This is a genomic window from Pandoraea cepalis (genome assembly GCF_902459665.1).
GTDB classification, from domain to species: domain Bacteria; phylum Pseudomonadota; class Gammaproteobacteria; order Burkholderiales; family Burkholderiaceae; genus Pandoraea; species Pandoraea cepalis.
Map to the genome: position 1 here is coordinate 153,915 of NZ_CABPSL010000003.1, position 20,742 is coordinate 174,656.

The 20,742-nt window shown below is 65.1% G+C and carries 13 protein-coding genes; 9 read left to right on the forward strand and 4 right to left on the reverse strand.

The features are described 5' to 3' along the window. The first annotated feature begins 50 nt into the window (after positions 1 to 50). Positions 51 to 1,343, forward strand: a complete 1,293-nt coding sequence (locus tag PCE31106_RS06940) for an NCS2 family permease (RefSeq protein ID WP_150562824.1) — start codon at positions 51 to 53, stop codon at positions 1,341 to 1,343. Between the two features lie 72 nt (positions 1,344 to 1,415). Here the strand turns inward: PCE31106_RS06940 and PCE31106_RS06945 are convergent, their stop codons facing one another. Beyond that, entirely contained in the window at positions 1,416 to 2,141 is a 726-nt protein-coding gene (locus tag PCE31106_RS06945) for a GNAT family N-acetyltransferase (protein ID WP_150562825.1), read from the reverse strand. Positions 2,142 to 2,237: 96 nt separating this feature from the next. Here PCE31106_RS06945 and pdxR point away from each other — a divergent pair, with 96 nt between their 5' ends. Further along, complete coding sequence (gene pdxR, locus PCE31106_RS06950; RefSeq protein WP_254440941.1) at positions 2,238 to 3,875, forward strand: MocR-like pyridoxine biosynthesis transcription factor PdxR; 1,638 nt, start codon at positions 2,238 to 2,240, stop codon at positions 3,873 to 3,875. A gap of 15 nt (positions 3,876 to 3,890) precedes the next feature. Here the strand turns inward: pdxR and PCE31106_RS06955 are convergent, their stop codons facing one another. Both PCE31106_RS06955 and PCE31106_RS06960 read right to left on the reverse strand, forming a co-directional pair. Next, the gene (locus tag PCE31106_RS06955; protein ID WP_017231803.1) at positions 3,891 to 5,111 is read right to left on the reverse strand and encodes an MFS transporter; all 1,221 of its coding nucleotides are present in this window, start codon (positions 5,109 to 5,111) and stop codon (positions 3,891 to 3,893) included. 236 nt (positions 5,112 to 5,347) lie between these two features. Then, positions 5,348 to 10,435 (reverse strand): NAD-glutamate dehydrogenase, encoded by a 5,088-nt coding sequence (locus tag PCE31106_RS06960; RefSeq protein ID WP_254440942.1) that lies wholly within the window; start codon positions 10,433 to 10,435, stop codon positions 5,348 to 5,350. Between the two features lie 142 nt (positions 10,436 to 10,577). On the opposite strand from PCE31106_RS06960, the gene dbpA reads away from it, so the two are divergent. Together dbpA and PCE31106_RS06970 are read left to right on the forward strand one after the other, a co-directional pair. Next, complete coding sequence (dbpA, locus tag PCE31106_RS06965; protein WP_026131565.1) at positions 10,578 to 11,990, forward strand: ATP-dependent RNA helicase DbpA; 1,413 nt, start codon at positions 10,578 to 10,580, stop codon at positions 11,988 to 11,990. A 75-nt stretch (positions 11,991 to 12,065) separates the two neighbouring features. Beyond that, positions 12,066 to 12,677: a hypothetical protein gene (locus PCE31106_RS06970; protein WP_017231799.1), complete on the forward strand. Its 612-nt coding sequence runs from the start codon at positions 12,066 to 12,068 to the stop codon at positions 12,675 to 12,677. A 15-nt stretch (positions 12,678 to 12,692) separates the two neighbouring features. On the opposite strand, the gene PCE31106_RS06975 is transcribed toward PCE31106_RS06970, so the two are convergent. Then, a complete protein-coding gene (locus PCE31106_RS06975; protein ID WP_017231798.1) occupies positions 12,693 to 13,652 on the reverse strand; it encodes a LysR family transcriptional regulator in 960 nt (319 codons plus the stop codon). A gap of 220 nt (positions 13,653 to 13,872) precedes the next feature. Between PCE31106_RS06975 and PCE31106_RS06980 the strand changes: the two genes are divergently transcribed. The 5 genes from PCE31106_RS06980 to PCE31106_RS07000 all read left to right on the forward strand — a co-directional run bounded on the left by PCE31106_RS06980 (position 13,873) and on the right by PCE31106_RS07000 (position 20,655). Continuing rightward, the gene (locus PCE31106_RS06980) at positions 13,873 to 15,129 is read left to right on the forward strand and encodes a D-amino acid dehydrogenase (RefSeq protein WP_150562826.1); all 1,257 of its coding nucleotides are present in this window, start codon (positions 13,873 to 13,875) and stop codon (positions 15,127 to 15,129) included. 191 nt (positions 15,130 to 15,320) lie between these two features. Then, the gene (locus PCE31106_RS06985; RefSeq protein WP_150562827.1) at positions 15,321 to 16,223 is read left to right on the forward strand and encodes a transporter substrate-binding domain-containing protein; all 903 of its coding nucleotides are present in this window, start codon (positions 15,321 to 15,323) and stop codon (positions 16,221 to 16,223) included. Between the two features lie 92 nt (positions 16,224 to 16,315). After that, a complete protein-coding gene (gene cuyB / locus PCE31106_RS06990) occupies positions 16,316 to 17,053 on the forward strand; it encodes a cysteate racemase (protein WP_174974997.1) in 738 nt (245 codons plus the stop codon). A 336-nt stretch (positions 17,054 to 17,389) separates the two neighbouring features. Further along, positions 17,390 to 19,129, forward strand: coding sequence for a putative bifunctional diguanylate cyclase/phosphodiesterase (locus tag PCE31106_RS06995; protein ID WP_017231794.1), 1,740 nt, complete (start codon positions 17,390 to 17,392; stop codon positions 19,127 to 19,129). A 17-nt stretch (positions 19,130 to 19,146) separates the two neighbouring features. Beyond that, complete coding sequence (locus tag PCE31106_RS07000) at positions 19,147 to 20,655, forward strand: HDOD domain-containing protein (RefSeq protein ID WP_150562829.1); 1,509 nt, start codon at positions 19,147 to 19,149, stop codon at positions 20,653 to 20,655. Positions 20,656 to 20,742: the final 87 nt, after the last annotated feature.

The window sequence follows — 20,742 nt, forward strand, 5'->3', positions numbered from 1 at the left end:
GCCCCCGCTGCACACGGACAACGGCATAACAAAGGCACAAGGAGAGCACGTTGCTGACAAAATTCTTCAAACTCCAGGAGCATGGCTCCAACGTACGCACCGAAATGGTGGCGGGTCTCACGACCTTCCTGACCATGTCGTACATCATCTTCGTCAACCCCAATATTCTCGGCACAACGGGCATGGACAAGAGCGCCGTGTTCGTGGCGACCTGTCTCGCAGCCGCGATCGGCTCGGTGGTGATGGCCTTCATCGCCAACTACCCGATCGGTATGGCGCCGGGCATGGGGCTGAACGCCTTCTTCGCCTTCACGGTCGTGGGCGCGATGGGCTACACGTGGCAGCAAGCCCTGGGGGCAGTGTTCATCTCAGGCTGTTTGTTCATCATTCTGACGGTGACGGGCATACGTTCCTGGCTGATTGCCGGGGTACCCAAATCGTTGCGATGCGCCATCGCCGCCGGTATCGGTCTGTTCCTCGCCATCATCGCGCTCGGTAACGCCGGCGTGGTCGTCGCCAATCCGGCAACGAAGATCGGCCTGGGCGATCTCCACGCCCCGCAAGCCCTGCTCGCGATTTTCGGCTTCTTCCTGATTGCCGTGCTCGACGCCCTGCGCGTTCGCGGCGCGATCCTGATCGGTATTCTGGCCGTGACGGTGCTCTCGATGGTGTTGGGACTGAATCAGTTCCAGGGCGTTTTCGCCATGCCGCCGAGCCTCGCCCCGACGTTCCTCAAACTCGACATCCCGGGCGCATTGCATGCAGGCTTCGTTCACGTCATTCTGGCGTTCGTGCTGGTGGAAGTGTTTGACGCAACGGGCACGCTGATGGGCGTGGCAAAGCGAGCCGGCCTGCTCGAAGGTACGCACTACAAGGGCCTCGGCCGCGCGCTCTTCGCCGATTCGATTGCGATTTTCTTCGGTTCGCTGTTGGGCACGAGCAGCACGACGGCCTACGTGGAAAGCGCCTCGGGTGTGCAGGCGGGCGGACGCACCGGCCTCACCGCGCTCACGATTGCCGCGCTCTTCATCCTCGCCCTGTTCATCGCGCCGCTGGCCGGTTCGGTGCCCGCCTACGCGGCCGCACCGGCATTGCTCTACGTGGCCGGGTTGATGCTGCGCGAGCTGCTCGACGTGGAGTGGGACGACATCACGGAAGCCACCCCGGCCGCCCTGACCGCCCTCGCCATGCCGTTCACGTATTCGATCGCCACCGGTCTGGCATTCGGCTTCATCTCGTACGCCGTGCTCAAGCTCTTCACGGGCCGCGCGAAGGATGTCCACCCGGCCGCCTGGGTGATCGCCGTGCTCTTCGTACTGAAGTACGTGTTCTTCCCGAGCTGATCGAGACGATGTCCCGATAGCGTGACGGCCCGCCGGAGCATCCCCGGCGGGCCGTTTGTTTCTACCCGCCGCTCACGCCCTCGCCGCCGAAATCAATTCGGCTAGCCCCGTGCGCTGGCGGCCCTGTGCGTCGAAGTTCTCCAGCGAAAGCCATTGTTCGAACCCCCGACTGATGGCCGGCCATTCGCCATCCGTGATCGAGAACCACGCCGTGTCGCGACTACGACCCCGGTAGACGATCGCCTGACGGAATATGCCCTCGAACGTGAACCCGTAACGTGCCGCCGCCCGCCGCGACGGGGCATTGAGCGCGTCGCATTTCCACTCATATCGGCGATACCCCAACTCGTCGAACGCCCGACGCATCAGCAAGTATTGCGCCTCCGTGCCAGCACGCGTGCGCTTGAGCAACGGCGAGTACGCCACGTGCCCGACTTCAATCACGCCGTTCACCGCGTCGATGCGCATGAGCGCCAACGTCCCCACCGCCCGCTCCGTCTCCCGATCGATGATCGCGTAATGCAACGGGTCGCTGGACGCCGCCATCCTGGTCGCGTACGCGTGGTAGCTGTCGAAATCCGGAAACGGCCCCCCACTCATGTATGTCCAGTCGCGACCGTCTGCGGCGCTGGCATACGCCTCGTACAGGTCCTTCGCGTGACGCTCCACGTCGATCGGCTCGATCCGGCAGTAACGCCCATCGATCGGCGCACGCGGCGGCTGCGCTCTCGACTTCCAGTCCGGCAGCGCTGCACCGATCGGCTGGTCGTATTCGTTGAAATTCGGGGCGTCAGTCATCTCGCTCATCTCCGGAAGTTGGCGCAACACGCAAGTCATGACGTCTAAAGTATCGCCTCAGTGGTACGATGAAAAGCACCACTCTTTGAGAATCTCATGGTGCCACACGCTCACTCCACCGCTCGACAAGCCAGACCGGCGCCCCGTCCCGGCACTCCCGATCCTGCTCCGGAGAACGTCGCCGCACTGTTCGACAGCCCCCTGACGACCGGCCCCGGGCGCGCTGGCACCTCGCTTCAGAAACAACTCCTCTCCCGCCTCAAACACGCCATTCTCGAAGGTCGTTTGCCCGCCGGCGCCCGTCTGCCCGCCTCGCGCACGCTCGCCGAAGATCTCGCCATTTCACGCAACACGGTCTCGATCGTCTACGACCAACTGGCCGCCGAAGGCTTTATCGTGCCCCACCGGCTCGGTACCCGCGTCGCCCAACTCACTCTCGATCCCCACTTCGCCGCCAAAGCCGCACGTACCGCCAGCGCCAGGACGCCGAAAGCCAATGACCCGGTGGCGACGCCCCCCAGCGCCCCCGACGGTCCCCCAACACCACTCGCCTCGCGCCGCATCCAACGCTTGCCCGCGACGCGCCACGCCGCCCGCGCCGACGAGTCGCCCCTGCCGTTTACGCCCGGGGTTCCCGCACTCACCCACTTTCCCACCAGTACCTGGCGACGCACGCTCGAACGCGTCATGCGTGAAGCCCAACCCCGCCACTATCACTACGGCGATCCCCTCGGCGAACCCGCGCTGCGAGACGCCATTGCCGCACACTTGCGGATCTCGCGCGGCGTGCGTTGCGATGCGTCGCAAGTCGTGATCACGGAAGGCGCCCACGAGGCGCTGATTCTCTGCGTCCGGCTGCTCACGGATCCCGGCGATACGGTGTGGATGGAAGACCCAGGCTATCGCGGCGCGAAGGCCGCTTTCCATTCGGCCGATGTTCGTCTTCACGCGCTGCGCGTCGACGATGAGGGGGTCGTGATTCCGGAAGGACAGTGGGAACGCTCGCCGCCACGACTGGTGTATGTCACGCCGTCGCATCAGTATCCGCTCGGCAGTGTGCTGTCGGCCTCGCGCCGCCTCGATCTGATCGCGCAGGCACGGCGTCACGGCGCCTGGATTCTGGAAGATGATTACGACAGCGAGTTTCGCCATCAAGGCGAACCGATCGCCGCGATGCAGGGGATGGTGGCCAACGCCCCCGTTGTCTATGTGGGGACGTTCAGCAAGACGATGTTTCCCGCGCTGCGCCTGGGCTTTCTGATTCTGCCGACCACGCTCGCCGCGCAAGCCCGCGACGCCCTCGACGAACTCTTGCGCGGCGGGCATCGCTTCGAACAACTGGCACTGGCGGAATTCATCCGCAGCGGCCAGTTTGCACGGCATCTGGGTCGCATGCGACGGCTGTATCGGGAACGTCAGACGGCTTTGCGCAACGCGCTGGCCACCCACTTCGACCCGGCGTATGCGGTGATTGGCGAGCGCTGCGGCCTGCACCTGACGGTGCGGCTCGATCCCTCATTCCCGGACAAGGCGATCGTGACCGCCGCGCAGCGCGAAGGCATCGGCCCCCGCGCCCTGTCGAGCTTTGCACTCGATCCACACCCCACGGATAACGGTCTGGTGATCGGCTATGGCGATACGGACGCGGCACGCATCCCCGGCCTGATCCAGCGGCTCGCCGCGATTGTCGCGGCGCAGCAGCGGGCGACGTTGGAGACGGTGGCGACCGACTGACCCCGCCGCCAGCGATTACGCCGTCTGTACGGCTTTCTTGTCGGCGTCGCGCGCCTGCTCGGCTCGCGCCATCCATAGCGTGAGCAAGACGGCCGCCACCGCAGCCACTGATGCACACAGGTAGACCTCGGCATAGCCGTAAGCCCCGACGATCAGACCCGCCACCGGTCCGGTCACGCCAAGCGCAACATCGAGGAAGACGGAGTACGCCCCCAGTGCCGCACCCCGGTTCTGTGCCGGAACCAGATTGACGGCCGCCACGCCCAACGACGGGAACACGAGCGAGAACCCCGCGCCGGAGAGCGCCGCGCCGAGCAACGCCGTGAATCCCGTAGGCGCGATCCCGAGCACGATCAGGCCGAAGGCCTCGAGCGTGAATGACATCATGGCCACACGGTAGCCGCCGAAGCGCCCGATGCTGCTGCCAAAGAGCAGTCGTACGCCCATGAAGCACACGCCGAACGCGGTCAACGCCAGTGCAGCGTTGTCCCAGTGATGGCTTGCATAGTAAAGCGTGATGAACGTGGAGATGGCACCAAAACCGATGGAGCCCAGCGCAAGCCCCATGCCGAACGGCAACACGCGACCGAGCACGGCGCGGAATGCGAGACGTTCTCCATGGATGACCGGCGTCGCACGCTTCATGCGCGCGAGCAGCAGGCCAGCGACGCCCGCCAGCGCAATCGCCGCGCCAAGTACTTGGATGCCATACGCATTGTCGAGTGCAACGCCAAGCGGTGCGCCCAGCGCAAGCGCGCCGTAGGTTGCCACGCCGTTCCATGAGATGACGCGTGCAGTGTGCGACGGACCCACCTGGCCGATGCCCCACATGATCGCGCCCGTCGACACCCAGCTCTCACCAAAGCCAAGCACAAGACGTCCAAGAATCAGCGTGAGGAGCGCCAACCACGGCACGCCGGAAAACACACCGCCCAAGGCCACGAGCAACCCGGAGGCACCGCAAGCCACCAGTCCGCACAACACGGTGCGTTTCGGGCCCCAGGCGTCGGCAGTCCGCCCGGCGTAAGGACGCGAGAGCAGCGTCGCAAGGTACTGAACGCTGATGGCCAGGCCGGCAATGACCGAGCTGTATGCGAGATCGACATGCACGAACGACGGCAACACCGCGAGCGGCAATCCGATCGTCAGATAGCAGAGGAACGTGAAGAACACGGTGGAGACGATCTGCAGCGTCGTGGCGAACGGTGGGTTCGCAGGGCGGGTGTCGTTGGGCATTGCGCAGGAGTTCAGGAATCGACGAAACCCCAGGACGCGCCACCCCGCGCGACGGGCAAGCATCCGCGCAGGTCAACTCAATCCTAGGGTTTTCCCGGATCATACGCGGTTTCGTGACTTTTGTGTAAACGCTTAAAAATGCCCCCGCGACGGCTTTCGACGACAGCCCGTCGTGTATTCGCCAGCCGCGGCGCGGACGCCCCCCACGGCGCTCGGGGGCGACCGTCCTGCTCGGCTCAGCGGTCGACTTCCGCCAACGCTTTCAGGCTCACCGACAACATGGCCAGGTCGGCGTTACCGGCCGCGACCTGGTCGGCCAGCACACGGTGGTAGCGCGCGAGCGCGTCTGCGTGCAACGTCTCCCAGTGGGCGACGCGCTTGCCCGCCGGGCTTGGGTCGGCTGGCTCGCCGGCATGCACCGGATCAAGCACCGCCTCGCCGCCCGCCAGCACGCTCGCCGTCAGGCGTCGCCGTAATACCGACAATTCTTCCAGCAAGGTGGCCCGCGCGAGGCGCTGCCAGTGCGTCTGCATCGGCAGGCCGAGCACCCCCGCCTGGAGCCAAGCGTAGCCAAGCGGTGCGTCGAGGGCGAAATACACCTGCGCGGCCAGCGACGGTTCGCACCCGCTGCTGCTCGCCACTTCGGCGATGTCGAGCAACGCCACCCGCGCGCCGACGCCCGCGGCCGTTTGTGCAAGCAACGGCGGCACGCCCGCATCGATCATGGTCTGGCATCTGGCCCGCGCGTCATCGGCGGCCGCGCCGCTGACCAGGGTGTCCAGTGTCGGCAGGATGGGCGTGAGCACAGCGCGCAGACGCTCGAGCGTCTGCGGCACGTCGGCCACACGCCGCCGCAAGAACCATAGGGTGGCGTGTTCGTGCCACTGCGCAATCGCGGCAAAGAGCGAGGCCTGCGTTTCGTGCGAGACGCGCGCGTCAAGCGCATCGATCTCGCCCCACAACGTGTCGAGGTCGTAGGCCCCCCGTGCCGCCAGACTGGCCCGCACGACGTCGGCCGGCTCAGCGCCCGTTTCCTCGCTGAGTCGATGCACGAACGTGACCCCCGCCCGGTTGACGAGCGCATTGGCCTGCATCGTCGCGAGAATTTCCCGCTTGAGTGGATGACGCAACATCGCCGCGCCGCATCGGCTCGCGAGCGGCTTGGGAAAGTACGACGGCAATTCGTCGGCAACAAAATCGGCGTCGGGCAGATCGCTTGCCAGCAGCAGGTCGTAGAGCCACATCTTGCTGTAGGCCATGAGGACCGCGCGTTCGGGGGAGGTCAGCCCCGCGCCGGACGCACGCCGCGCGTCAAGTGTTTCGTCGTCGGGCAGGAACTCGATGGTGCGCGAGAGCCGCTGTGCGCGCTCCAGGTACCGCATGAAGCGCGTCTCGTCGTCGAGCGACGCCACCGCTCGCAACCGGCCCAGTGAGAGCGCCTGCGTCTGCAAATAGTTGTCGCGCAACACAAGAATGCCGACTTCCTCGGTCATCTCCGCGAGCAACGTGTTGCGCTGCTTCAGTGTCATCTCGCCGTCCGTCACCACCAGGCCCAGGAGAATCTTGATGTTGACCTCGTGATCGGAACAATCGACACCGGCCGAATTGTCGATGGCATCGGTATTGATGCGACCGCCATGCTGCGCGTACTCGATGCGCCCGAGCTGCGTCAGCCCAAGGTTGCCGCCCTCGGCCACGACCTTGCAACGCAGTTCCGCGCCATTCACGCGCAAGCCGTCGTTGGCACGATCGCCCACCTGCGCATGCGTCTCGGTGCTCGCTTTGACGTACGTGCCAATGCCGCCGTTGTACAGCAGATCGACCGGCGCTTTCAACAACGCCCGCAACAGGTCGTTCGGCGCCATCTCCGTGGCCTCGGTGCCGATCAGTTCCCTCACCGGCGCAGAGAGCACAATCGCTTTGGCCGTACGCGGGAACACGCCGCCGCCCGCCGAAATCAACCGCGTATCGTAGTCGGCCCAGCTGGAACGCGGCAGTTGGAACAGGCGCTCGCGCTCGGCAAACGACGTTGCAGCATCGGGCGTGGGGTCGAGGAAGATGTGCCGATGGTCGAACGCGGCCACGAGCCGGATGTGTTTCGAGAGCAACATGCCGTTGCCGAAGACATCGCCCGACATATCGCCGATACCCACCACGGTGAAGTCCTGCGTCTGGGTGTCGACGCCCATCTCGCTGAAATGCCGCTTGACGGACTCCCACGCGCCGCGCGCCGTGATGGCCATCTTCTTGTGATCGTAGCCGACCGAGCCGCCCGACGCAAAGGCATCGCCGAGCCAGAATCCGTACTCCGCCGAAATGGCGTTGGCGTAATCGGAAAAAGTCGCCGTCCCTTTGTCGGCCGCGACGACGAGATACGGGTCGTCGCCGTCGATACGCACGGTCTGCGACGGGGGCACCAATTGGCCGTCGACGTAGTTGTCGGTCAGATCCAGCAGCCCGCGCAGGAATGTCTGGTAGCACGCCACCCCCTCGGCCAGATAGGCATCCCGGTCGCCTGGCGATGGCGGTTGCTTCACCACGAACCCGCCCTTCGAGCCGACCGGCACGATGACGGTGTTTTTCACCATCTGCGCCTTGACGAGACCCAGCACCTCGGTGCGGAAGTCTTCGCGGCGATCCGACCAGCGCAAGCCACCCCGCGCCACACGCCCTCCTCGCAAATGCACGCCCTCCACGCGCGGCGAATACACCCATATCTCGAACATCGGCTTCGGCTCGGGCAGACCCGGCACCTTCGACGGATCGAACTTGAACGACAGATAGCGCTTCTGCGTCACGCCGTCCTTGCCCGTCTGGAAGTAATTGGTGCGCAAGGTCGCTTCGAGCACGCCAAGGAACTGACGCAGGATGCGATCCTCGTCGAGGTTGGGAACGTCTTCGAGCGCCGCGTGAATTTGCGCCCGTAGCCGCTCCGCCTGCGATGCGCGAGCCTGCGCCGCCAGCCCCGGATCGAAGCGGGCCAGGAACAACCGCACGAGCATGCCCGAAATCGACGGATTTCCGGTCAGCGCATTCTCGATATACGCATTGCTGAAGGTCGACCCCACCTGGCGGATGTACTTCGCGTAGGCGCGCAAAATGCGGACTTCGCGCCACGTCAGTCCGGCGCGCAAGACCAGCCGGTTGAGGTCGTCGTTCTCAACGTCGCCCGCCCAGATGCGCGCGAACGCCTCCTCGAAGCGCAGGCGGACATTCTCCAGGTCGACATCCGCGCCATCGAGGCTGGTCATGCCGAAGTCGTGCATCCAGACAACGCCGGTGTCGGCCGGTTCGATCCGATAGGGGCGCTCGTCGTTGACGCGCACACCGAGGTGTTCGAGCATCGGCAGGCTGCGCGAGAGCGCGATGGGCTCGCCCGCCTGATAGATCTTGAAGCGCAGCGTGCCGGGCGCGGCCTCCAGCGGCCGATAGAGCTGCATGGCCAGCGGCGTGGCGTCGGAAGCCTCGACCGACACCGCGTGTCCGACGCTCAGCAGCGGCTCGATCAACTCGACGTCGCGCACCGCCATGCGCGCGGCGTAATCTTCTCGATACGCCGCGGGGAACGCCTGCGCGTACCGCCGCAGTGCGCGCGTGCCACGCTCTTCGCCAAACTGCTCGCGCAGCGCGTCGGACAGATCGTCCTGCCACCGGCGGGTCGCCTCGACGATGCGCGCTTCCAGATCGTTGACATCGACATCCGGCACATTGCCCGGCTCGGTCCGCACGGTGATGTGAATGCGCGCGAGCATCGACTCGGAGAGCTGCGGCGTGAATTCAACACTGGTCCCGTGATACGCCGCCTGCAACAAGTTCTGCACGCGCACGCGCAGATCGGTGTTGAATTTCTCGCGCGGCACGAAGACGAGGCACGATACAAAGCGATCGAAGCGGTCGCGCCGCACGAACAGGCGCGTGCGCTGACGCTCCTGCAGTCGCAGAATGCCCAGCGCGATATTGGCCAGGGGATCGACGTCGATCTGAAAAAGTTCGTCGCGCGGATATTGTTCGAGGATCGTCGCAAGCGTCTTGGCCAGATGCCCGTTGGGCAGGAAGCCCGTGCGCCCGATCACTTCGGCGACCTTGCGTCGTACGAGCGGAATTTCGTCGGCGGGCACCATGTAGACGTTCGACGTGTAAAGCCCGAGGAAGCGCCGCTCACCGCACACGCGCCCCTGCGCATCGAAGCATTTGACGCCTACGTAATCGAGATAGCCGGGACGATGGACGCTCGCCCGCGAATTGGCCTTGGTCAAAAAGATCGGCGTACTCGTCTGGGCCACGCCAATGGCCCCGGGCGACAGGCGCGTCTCGTCGGGGGTGCTGGCATCGCGGCGGGCCTCGCGCAATACGCCAAGCCCCGTGCCCGCCACGCCTTGCAGGTAGTGCTCGCCGTCGCGCACGACCAGCGCGTAATCGCGATAACCGAGGAACGTGAAATGCCGGGCAAGCATCCAGTCGAGAAACGCCTGCGCTTCGTCAATCTCCACACGCTCCGGCGGGCTCACGCTCGTTTGTTCGGCCCGCTGCCGAAGGGACTCGATGGCCGCATGCGCGGCCGCCTGCATCGCGCGCCAGTCTTCGACCGCCGCGCGTACGTCGCCAAGCACGCGCTGCAATCCGTCAGCCAGTGCCTGAATGCGGTCCGGCTCGGAAAATCGGTCGACTTCGATGTGGATATACGACTCGAAGCGGCCGCCGTCGGCGCTCGCATCGCCCGCCCGTTGCGCCGTCGCGCCCGACGCCAGCAGCGCCCCGACGTCGCCGCCGTTCACGCCGTTCACCCCTTTGGTGCCGCTATTGCCGCTATTGCCGCTATTGCCGCTATCGCCGCCATCACCGTTATCGCCCGTCACTCGCTCGCCCGCGGACACCGGCTGCCCAAGGCCACCGCCTGGCGACACGGCGAGGCGCTTGCCCGCGCCGTCGCGCTTGATGCGATAGACCGGGTGAAACGCGGAGTGCAGTGCGAGCCCCTGCCGGTTGATCTCCATCGTCACCGAATCGACGAGAAACGGCATGTCGTCGTTGACGATCTCGACGACCGTATGGCTGCAATGCCAGCCATGCTGATCGAGCGTGGGGTTGTAGATGCGGATGCGTGGCTCGCCGCTGACGAACTTCTGGCCGAGTTGCCAATGCGCCATCGCCGCGCCATACAGGTCGTCGACACTGCGCGAGACAACGTCCTCGGCATCGGCCAGACCGTAGTAATGCCGCACGAAGGGCTCGAACAGCGCGACCACGTCGGGCGCACGCTCACGGGCCATCGCGACGACTTCCGCCATATGCTGGCGGACTTTCTCTTCCGGATTCACAGGCATGGGCAACCTCTGCGGGAATGGACGAGACATCGACAAGCAAAGCCATGCTACGCCCGGCGGCCCCGGACTGGCAACGGCGCGATCCCTAACCTCGCGTCGGCGCCCACCCCGGTCGGCCCCGGTCGGCCCGGTATAATTGCGCATGAACTCAAAAGCCACCGATTCGCGCACTGACAGCGCCCCCTTCTCGAGCCTGCCGCTCTCGCCTGCCATGCAGGAGAACCTCGCACGGCTGGGTTACGTCTCGATGACGCCCATTCAGCAGGCGTCGCTCCCCGATATGCTCGCCGGGCACGACCTCATCGCCCAGGCCAAGACCGGCAGCGGCAAGACCGCCGCATTCTCGCTCGGCCTACTCCAGCGCGTCGATGCCCGCGATTTCGCGGTGCAGGCCGCCGTGCTCTGCCCCACGCGAGAACTCGCCGAGCAGGTGGCGCAGGAAGTGCGACGCATCGCGCGCGCCGAAGACAACATCAAGATCCTGACGCTGTGCGGCGGCGCACCGCTGCGTCCGCAGGCGGAAAGCCTCGCCCACGGCGCGCACGTGGTCGTCGGCACGCCGGGCCGCATCATGGATCACCTGGAGCGCGGCACGCTCTCGCTCGCCGGGATCAAGACGTTGGTGCTCGACGAAGCCGATCGCATGCTCGACATGGGCTTTTTCGACGACATCGCCACGGTCGCGCGTCAAACGCCCGCCTCGCGCCAGACGCTGCTCTTCTCCGCCACGTACCCGGAGGGCATCGCGAAGCTCGCACAACGCCTGCTGCGCACGCCGCGCGAAATTCGTCTGACAGAGAAGCACGACGCCAGCAAGATTCGCCAACGCTTCTACGAAGTGCGCGAAGAGGAACGTCTGCACGCCGTGGGCCAGTTGCTCGATCATTTCCGGCCGGTCAGCACCATCGCGTTCTGTAATACGCGAGCGCAATGCCGCGATCTGACCGACGTGCTGCGCGCCGAAGGTTTTCACGCCCTGACGCTGCACGGCGAGCTGGAGCAGCGCGAGCGCGACCTCGTGCTGATCCAGTTCGCGAACCGCAGTTGCTCGGTGCTGGTCGCCACCGACGTGGCCGCTCGCGGGCTGGACATCACGCAACTCGAAGCCGTGATCAACGTCGATGTGACACCCGACCCCGAGGTGTATGTGCACCGCATCGGCCGCACGGGCCGCGCCGACGAAGCGGGCTGGGCCTTCAGCCTGGCAAGCATGAACGAGATGGGCCGCGTGGGTAACCTCGAAGCGGCGCTGGGCCACGAAGTGCCGTGGCACAAGCTCGAGGAACTCACGCCGTCGGGCGGCGGGCACCTGCTGCCGCCAATGGTCACGCTCCAGATGCTGGGCGGCAAGAAAGACAAAATCCGCCCGGGCGACGTGCTCGGCGCCCTCACCGGCGAAGCCGGCTTTGCCGCCAGCCAGATCGGAAAAATCAACGTTCTGGATAACTTCACGTATATTGCGGTGGAGCGCGACATCGCCCCGGTGGCGTTGCGCAAGTTGTCCGACGGCCGCGTCAAGGGCCGCAAGGTCAAGGTAAGATTCCTGCAGGATTAAGGGCGGGTCAGACGCCGGCGTCCGACGCCGTTTTCGGATCGTCCCCTGCGCGCCGCGCGCGGCAAGGAGGCTGCAATGAGGTCACTGCGTACCCTGTGGTTCTCTCCCGTCGCGCGCCGTGCGCGATGCTCGGCGCTCGCCGCGCTTGCCGCAGGCTGGCTGACGGCCTGCAGCACCCAGGGCGTGCCGCCCAACCCTGTCCTCACCGAAGACACGCTCGACGAGTACGCGATCGTCATCGTTGGCCTCGACACGCCACTGCAAAGCACCTGGGGGCCGTGGAATTACTCCGACTTCTCACAGACAGTGAATGGCATCGTCGGCGGCAAGGTCACGCGCACACTCAACAGCAATCCGCCGACGCGTGGCTTCGTGGCGATGCGCGTCTCGCCGCTCATGCGCAACGAGCGCTTCGGTCCGATGGAATTCACGCCGGCCGACAAGAGTTATCGCTTTCGCTATTGCAAGGGCCGCAAGGTGCCAACGGTGCAGGTCCAGCGGGGCGATGTGATCTACGCGGGCACCCTGATGCTCGATAGCCACGACGGCAAGCTCTGGCTGCGCACCGAGTTCGACATGGCGGGCGCGCGGCGCTTCGTGCAGGCGAACTATCCGTCGCTGGCCGGCAAGCTCCAGCCGCAACCGTTTACCTATTTCGAAGTGAAGAGCGAGCCCGGCTGCCGGTGAGTCCTGCCGGCACGCTTACGGCTCGTCGATGTCCGTTCCCGGCGCCAGAACGATCTCGCGCCCTTCGCACAACGCCTCGGCTCGCGTGCTGAGTTCGCTGGCCACGTCCGCCAGATGCCGCCGCAGGGTGTCGGCAAGCACCGACTCGGGTTCATGCGACGGCCGCAACATCTCCACCGGAAATTCGATGGCCGGAGCCACGCGATACAGGCGCTGCGCCTGCTCATGGGCACTGGCCGCCGTGAATTGATCGAGCAGCGCGTAGCCCAGACCGTGCTCGACGAGCGCCGCCGCGAGCGAATAGGTCTGCACCATCACTTCGGCGTCCTGCAGCAACTCGGTCTGCTCCAGACGCTCGTTGATCAGGGCACCGAGCGGCGTGTCATCGTGCAGCTTGATGAGATCGCGCCCGGCGAGCGCATCGGCACTGGCCGGCCCCCGTCGCGAGAGCTTCGGCCACGCCGCGGGCACCGCCAGCACAATATGCCCCTGCGCCACCGGACGGCTCACGATGCCGGCCGCCATCGGCGGGGCCGACACGATGCCCACGTCGACCGACGACGTGAGGATCGCCGTGATCATCTCGGTCGTGTGGTGCGTAATGAGTTCGAAGACCACGTCTGGATGCGCGCGCCGCATGCGCTCGATAGCCGCAGGCAACAGGCTCTGCGCAAGACTCGGTGTCGCGGCAATGCGCAGATGACCCACGCCATGCTGGCGTAGATTGCGCGACGTGGTACGCAGGCGTTCCAGATCACTGAAGATGCGTTCGACATCGGGATAGAGGCGACGCGCTTCGGCCGTCGGCACGAGTCGGCCCTTGACGCGGTCGAACAGCTTGAAGCCGAGTTGCTGTTCGGCATGTTGCAATACGCGCGAGACGACGGGTTGCGACACGTTGAGCAATTGCGCGGCGCCGCTGGCCGAGCCCGTCAGTACCACTGCGCGAAACGTCTCGATATGCCGCAATTTCATGCCTGACGTCGTCCCCGTGTCGCGGAAAGCGGATCGGCGGTGGTGCCGACCCTATAGCCAAAAGACATATGCTGCCTCAAATCCGCATAGGTTACCGAATTTTCTCGCCCTACACTGCGTAGCAAAGGTAGGGGGAAAACACGGCCGCGAGGCCTCGCTCTCCACGCCGAATATTTTCCCGCCTTGCATTCCCTGACGTTTTTGGTTGTCATTCATCGCTATGCATATTGGAGTCATCGGGGCAGGCATCGTGGGCCTCGCCAGCGCGTATGAACTGCTGCGCGCAGGCCATGCGGTCACGGTCATCGACGCCGGACGCGGTCCGGGTCTGGCGACAAGTTTCGCCAACGGTGGCCAACTGAGCTACGGGTACGTGTCGCCACTGGCCGCCCCCGGCGTACTTTCGCAGTTGCCCTCGCTGCTGTTCTCTCGCACCGGGCCGCTGAGAATCAAGCCGTCGTTCGATCCGGACTTCTGGCGCTGGTCGATCGCATTCGTCAAGCATTGCAATGCGCAGGCGAACGCCAGCTCCACACTGCGTTTGCTCTCGCTCGGCCTGCACAGCCGCGCGGTAATGCAGGAATTTCTGGCGCGGGAATCGGTGTCGTTCGATTACCGTCTGAGCGGCAAGCTCGTGGTGTACCGCGATGCGGACAAGCTCGCCGCCGCCGAACGCTCGATCGAACTGGCCAACGGACTCGGCTACACACAGCGTCGGGTCGACGCCGCGACATGCGCCATGCTGGAGCCCGCCCTGGCGACGATCGCCGGTGAGCTGGCCGGCGGCATTCACACGCCGGGCGAAGGCACCGGGGACTGCCAGTCGTTATGCATGGAACTGGCGCGGATCGTCGGTGCGCACGCCGACGGCACGTTGCTGTATGAACGCGAAGTGACCGGCTTCGATGTGCGTGGCGGCACGGTGCGGTCGATTCGCACACGCATGGGCGACGTGGCCGTCGATGCCTGTGTCGTCGCCAACGGCCTGGCGGCGATGCCGTTGCTGCACAAGGTCGGTGAGTCGGTGTCGCTTTACCCGCTCAAGGGCTACAGCCTGACGTATCGCCACGCCCCGGTCGACGCGCGCCCGCAGGTATCGGTGACGGACGCCGACAACAAGGTCGTCTACGCCAGCCTCGGCGAGCATCTGCGAGTGGCGGGCATGGCCGACCTCGTGGGGTACGACTATCGCATCGCGGCCCGGCGCATCCAGGCGCTGCGCACGCTCTCGGCGGCGTTGTTTCCCGCATTGGCCGGCGAGCGGCCCCCGCTGGAATGGACCGGTATGCGACCGGCCACGCCGCACGGCCGCCCGATCCTCCAGCGCGCGGATACGTTGGACAATTTGTGGCTGAACGTTGGCCATGGCGGATTGGGCTTCACGTTGTCGATGGGCGCGGCGCGCGTGATTGCCGATGCCATCGGCGGCAAGCGTCCCGCGGTCGATCTGGCAGGGTTTGCCCGGCTGGCCGCGTGAATCGCGTTGATCGAACATAGCCGGCCTCCCGGGTCGATCGCCGTCATGACACGGGGCGTTACGGGATATTGCGGGGCGTCGTTTCCGTGGGGAACAGCGGAAAGACGTGTCGGGTTGTACCAGTGTTTTTGGCAGTTGACATACCAACGGCGCGGACCACCGTGCCATTCACTTCCGATAGGACAGAGACCATGAAGAAGCTGTTTGCTCCCCTGCTGCTCGTCAGCGCCGCCGCCGCCCTGTTCGCGCACACCGCGAGCGCGCAGGAACTGACCGGCACGCTCAAGAAGATCAAGGACACCGGCGTGATCGCGCTTGGGGTGCGGGAGTCGTCGATTCCATTCTCGTACACGGACAACGCCGGCAAGACGATCGGCTACTCGCAGGAAATTGCGCTCAAGATCGTCGACGCCGTCAAGAAAGACCTGAACCTGCCGAACCTGAAGGTCACGGAGACGCCGATCACGTCGCAGAACCGTATCGCGCTGGTGCAGAACGGCACGATCGACCTGGAATGCGGCTCGACCACGCACACGTTCGAGCGCGAGAAGCAAGTGGGCTTCTCGCACAACATCTTCCTGTACTCGATCAAGATGATCGCCAAGTCGGGCTCGGGCATCACCGATCTGAACAGCCTGAAGGGCAAGACGATCGCGACGACCGCCGGCACGACCGCCGATCGGATTCTCTCGGGCAAGAAGGGTGAGATCGGCTTCAACCTGATTCAGACGAAGGATCACTCGGACGGTTTCCTGACCGTCAAGCAAGGCCGCTCGGTGGCCTTCGTGATGGACGAGCCGCTGCTCTACGGCCAGCGCGCCGCCCTGTCGGCCGACGAAGCCAAGGGCTACGAAGTCGTCGGTCCGAACCTCCAGTTCGAAAACTATGCATGCATGCTGCGCCACGATGATCCGGCGTTCACGAAGGTCGTCGACTCGGTCATCGCCAAGATGGAGAAGTCCGGCGAGATGGAGAAGCTGTACAACAAGTGGTTCATGGAACCGGTGCCGCCGAAGAACCAGAATATGCACTATCCGATGACGGCGGAAATGCGTGCCATGTTCAAGGATCCGATCACCAAGGCTTACGACTGATCCTGTCGGACGCCGTGCGGGGCGGGGCCACGGCCCCTGCCCTCGCGCGCGATCCCGATGTTTGCCGTTCCCGTTGAATGATGGTCATCACCATGAACTCGCACGCCACGCTCGGCATCCTCGGCGGCATGGGCCCCGCCGCCGGCATCGACCTCTGCCGCAAGATCGTCGATCAACATCCGGCCCACCGCGATCAGGATCACATCCCGTTCATTCTCTACTCGGTTCCCCAGATCCCCGACCGCACCGAGGCGCTATTGCGCGACGGTGCTTCACCGCTGGACGGTATGCTCGACGGCGTTCACGCGCTGGAGCAGTCCGGCGTTGGCTGCATTGCCATTGCCTGCAACACGGCCCATGCCTGGCTTGACGCACTGCGTCATCGCACCCGGCTGCCGGTGCTCGATGTGGTCGAAGCCGTCGCGGGCGAACTGGCCCAATGCGTCGCGCCGGGCGCGCTCATCGGCCTGATGGCCACCGAAGGCACCCACCACGCCAACGTCTACCGGCCACGGCTCGAAGCGCTGGGCTATCGTTTCGTTCAGCTTGCCGAACCGCTTGCGCACCAGGCGCTCGTGAACGAAGGCATCCGGCTGACCAAGGCCGGGGAGAATCGTCGCGGCGGCGAGGCCCTGGCCATGGCGATGGAGACCCTGCTGGCAGCCGGCGCGCAACGCGTCATTCTCGGCTGTACGGAAATCCCGGTGGCGCTGGCCACCTGTGAAACACCGCTGGGCCGCTTCGGCCTGGACGCCTCGGCCGCCCTCGCGCGTGCCTGCATCGCCTGGTCGCTCGCGCACGAGACGCCCACGGGAAAATCGCGCCAGTGAATGTCCCGATGTGCGGAAGTGCCATCTGACGGGCAATTCCGAGGAAATACCGGCTACAGGCCAGCCGCCGCGCAGGAATAATCCCCGATCGCCTTGTCAGAAAAAAACCTACACGAGAAAACGTGTGGAAAGTGGCATGAATCGGGGATTCCCGCTACCAAATTCGCTGGCGTCTTTGGCTATAATGGCCCACAATCCATCGGACACCTGCCGGACCAAGGTTCGGCCATGAGCGCGTTTGCCTGAACGGGGAAGCACATGGGTCGCAGCGCGCTCGACGTGATGCATGCACAGACAACAACAATGAGTTCAGATCGACTCCCCGCCGGCGTCCCTTTGGTCGAACCTTCGACCCTGGCATCGGCAATCGCCGAGGCTCACGCCGCGGTGCCGGCCCCGGCATTGTCCCGGGCGCTGGTCGAGCTGACCGGCGGCCTTTCGGCGCACGTTGCTGCCGACGGCCGTTTCCTTTTCATTGCCGAAGCCTCCCTGCGCCTGCTGGAATATTCGCGCGAGTACACCGATCACGCCACGCTCTTCGAGCTGACCGGTATCGAAGATGTGCCGACGCTGCAGGATGCCTTCTCCGCCGCCCAGATGCTCGGTCCCCAGCAGTGCACCGTGCGCCTGCTGCGCGGTCTGACGGACCGGGTCTGGATGCGTCTGCGCATTGCCCAGTACACGCCCCGTATCGCCGGAACGAGCGCAACGTTCGTCGTGCACGGCGAGGACATCACCGCGTTCAAGGAAAACGAAGCGCGCCTGTCCGATCTGGCGGTGCGTGATGCGGTGACCGGGCTGGGGAATCGTCAGTACATTCATCAATGCATTACCGAAGCCATCCAGCACGCGCGTGAAGGCGGGCCGAACTTTGCCGTCGCCCTGCTCGACCTGGACGGCTTCAAGAAAGTCAACGACTCGCTCGGCCACGACGTGGGCGATCAGCTCCTGTGCGACGCCGGCCAACGCCTGATCGCGCAGATCCGCGAGACGGACATGGCCGCGCGCATGGGCGGCGACGAGTTCGTGCTCGTGCTGCCCGGCTGCGACGACGAACAGGCGCTTGGCGGCATCATGAAGCGCCTGCTCTCGGCGGTGCAGCAACCGTTCCAGATTGGCGACAAGTTGCTGCACCTCACCACGAGCATCGGCGTGTCGTTTTATCCCCGCCATGGCGACTCGGCCGGCCTGCTGATCAAGCACGCCGACGCCGCCATGTACTGCGCGAAGGATCGCGGCCGTAACGGCCTGTTCGTCTATACGGACGATCTGGGCGACTTGCACCGCAAGGCGTTCTCGCTCGAATCGGCAATGTTCGAGGCGATTCACAATGGCGAATTCAGCCTGCACTATCAACCGATCTGCGATCCGATCTCGCTGAACGTGAAGGGTGTCGAGGCGCTCATGCGCTGGCATCCCGCGCTCGGCCCGGTGTCACCGAACGAATTCATTCCGCTGGCCGAGGCCAATGGCCTGATCAACCTGCTGGGCGGCTGGGCGTTACGCGCCGCCTGCATGCAGCTCGCGCGCTGGGATCGCACCCGGCTCGACGGGCTGTACATGTCGGTCAACGTCTCGGCACAGCAATTTCACCATCCGTCGTTCCCGAGCCTGGTCTGGCAAGCGATTGCCGATTCGGGCGTGGAAGGGCACCGGTTGGTGCTCGAAATTACCGAGAGCGTCCTGATGCGCGACCCGGAACAGGCCAATCTGGTGCTGCGCGAGTTGCAAACGCTGGGCGTGCGCTTCTCCGTCGACGATTTCGGCGCGGGCTACTCGAGCCTGGGATACCTCAAGCGTTTCCCGCTCTCCGCGCTCAAGATCGACCGCAGCTTCGTGAAAGACATGCCCACGTCATCGAATGACCGTACGATTGTGACGGCAGTCCTGGGACTGGCGCGTGAGCTGGGGCTGTCGGCGGTCGCCGAAGGGGTCGAGACAGAAGAACAACGGCAGATGCTGATCGAGCGCGGCTGCCATTCCATCCAGGGCTGGCTGGTGTCGAAGGCCCTGCCTGCGGGAGAACTGGAGGCGGCCTTTGCGAGCGGGCGTCTCAATGTGGATGCCGGCCACTGACCGGATAACCCGCTACCATGAGCCTGACCAAAGAAAAAACGCTCGAATTGTTGTGGCAGCGCCTGGCTGAGCGCGGCGAATTTCCGTCGCTGCAGCGCTCCGTCAGCGGCATCGTGAGCGCCATGCAAAGCGAGAACACGAGCACGGCCGACCTGGCGGCGTCGGTGCTCTCCGACTTCGCCCTCACCCAGAAAGTGATCCGCCTGGCCAACTCCGCCATGTATGCGCCGTTCGGCTGCAACGTGACGACGGTCTCGCGCGCCATCATGATTCTCGGTGTCGACACGATCGGCCACCTCGCCCTGAGCCTGAAACTGCTCGAGGGTTTCGGTGAAGTCGCCGCACAGCGCGACGACATGGCCCGCGAACTTGCGCGCGCCACGCTCGCCGGGGCATTCGCCCGTGACATCACCGCCAAGAATGGCATTCGCGACGGCGAGGAAGCCGTAGTCTGCACCTTGCTGCACCATGTCGCACGACTGCTCGTGACCTATTGCTTCCCGGCCGAATGGGGGGAAATCCAGACCCTCGCCGCAGCGCAAGGCATCAGCGACAGCGACGCCTGCGAACAGGTGCTCGCCATCTCGTTCCCGGAGTTGGCCGAAGCGGCGGCCCGCAAGTGGGGCTTGCCGGAGTCGATCGCGACGAGCATGCGTCCGATCGATCTGGAGGGCGACGCCCCGCTCTCGCATAGCGATTGGCTGTGTGCGGTGGCGAACATGTCCAACGAGATGGTGACGGAACTCACGCGCGGGGCCGACCCGGAGCGTCTGGCCGAATTGGCGGAGCGCTATGCCGACCGTCTCGCGCTGGACGTGCGAGACGTGGTGTCCGTGGGCGAAGAAATGGTGCGCGACACGAGCCACCAGGAATTCATTGCGATCAGCACGAAGGCGTCGAGCACGCGCCAGCCGCCGGCGGGCAAGCCGCTGGACTCGGCGCGACGTCTGGCAGACGGTCTCTCGGAAGTGCGGGCCGCCACGGGCGAGACCGACGCGGTCGGTCTGCTCAACCTGACGCTCGAAGCGATCATGCAGTCGCTGGGTTTCGCCAACTGCGCGGCCTTCGTGCGCGTGCCGGCGGGCAAATCGTTCGAGCTGCGCTTCGGCATCGGCCGCGACGTGCAGCCCGCGCTGGGCCTGTCGTTCCCCGAAGCCTTCGAACCGGACGTCTTCCATCTGGCACTGACCAACGGCCGCGCGATTCTGATCGACAACGCTCGCGAGCCGCGTATCGTGCCGCGTATTCCGATGTGGCACCGTGAGCATTTCTCGAACGTGAAGTCGTTCTTCCTGCTGCCAGTTCGCCAACGTAACCAGACCGTGGCGCTGCTTTACGGCGACTGGGGCGGCACGCTGTGCGCGGGAGGCATCGGCGCGAAGGAGCTGGAATTCCTGCAGCACATGGGCAACGAGATCTCCAGCAAGCTCGATAGCGTGGCACAGCAAAGCGGTGGCGCGGGCATTATCGCCAATGCCGGCGATATGCTCGCCCGCAAGGCCTCCGGCACAACCGGCACACGCTGAGCCGCGCCGCCTTACGGCGTTGTGGCGGGGCGATATCCCGGTATCGCACTGTCGCGGAGATTCATACGTCAGTTGCAATCTTTAGTA

What these genes read in the sequence shown, in the direction of transcription:
- PCE31106_RS06945 (WP_150562825.1), bottom strand. Translation starts at nt 2,141, where the DNA reads ATGACTGACGCCCCGAATTTCAACGAATACGACCAGCCGATCGGTGCA.
- pdxR (WP_254440941.1), top strand. Translation starts at nt 2,238, where the DNA reads ATGGTGCCACACGCTCACTCCACCGCTCGACAAGCCAGACCGGCGCCC.
- PCE31106_RS06955 (WP_017231803.1), bottom strand. Translation starts at nt 5,111, where the DNA reads ATGCCCAACGACACCCGCCCTGCGAACCCACCGTTCGCCACGACGCTG.
- PCE31106_RS06960 (WP_254440942.1), bottom strand. Translation starts at nt 10,435, where the DNA reads ATGCCTGTGAATCCGGAAGAGAAAGTCCGCCAGCATATGGCGGAAGTC.
- dbpA (WP_026131565.1), top strand. Translation starts at nt 10,578, where the DNA reads ATGAACTCAAAAGCCACCGATTCGCGCACTGACAGCGCCCCCTTCTCG.
- PCE31106_RS06970 (WP_017231799.1), top strand. Translation starts at nt 12,066, where the DNA reads ATGAGGTCACTGCGTACCCTGTGGTTCTCTCCCGTCGCGCGCCGTGCG.
- PCE31106_RS06975 (WP_017231798.1), bottom strand. Translation starts at nt 13,652, where the DNA reads ATGAAATTGCGGCATATCGAGACGTTTCGCGCAGTGGTACTGACGGGC.
- PCE31106_RS06980 (WP_150562826.1), top strand. Translation starts at nt 13,873, where the DNA reads ATGCATATTGGAGTCATCGGGGCAGGCATCGTGGGCCTCGCCAGCGCG.
- PCE31106_RS06985 (WP_150562827.1), top strand. Translation starts at nt 15,321, where the DNA reads ATGAAGAAGCTGTTTGCTCCCCTGCTGCTCGTCAGCGCCGCCGCCGCC.
- cuyB (WP_174974997.1), top strand. Translation starts at nt 16,316, where the DNA reads ATGAACTCGCACGCCACGCTCGGCATCCTCGGCGGCATGGGCCCCGCC.
- PCE31106_RS07000 (WP_150562829.1), top strand. Translation starts at nt 19,147, where the DNA reads ATGAGCCTGACCAAAGAAAAAACGCTCGAATTGTTGTGGCAGCGCCTG.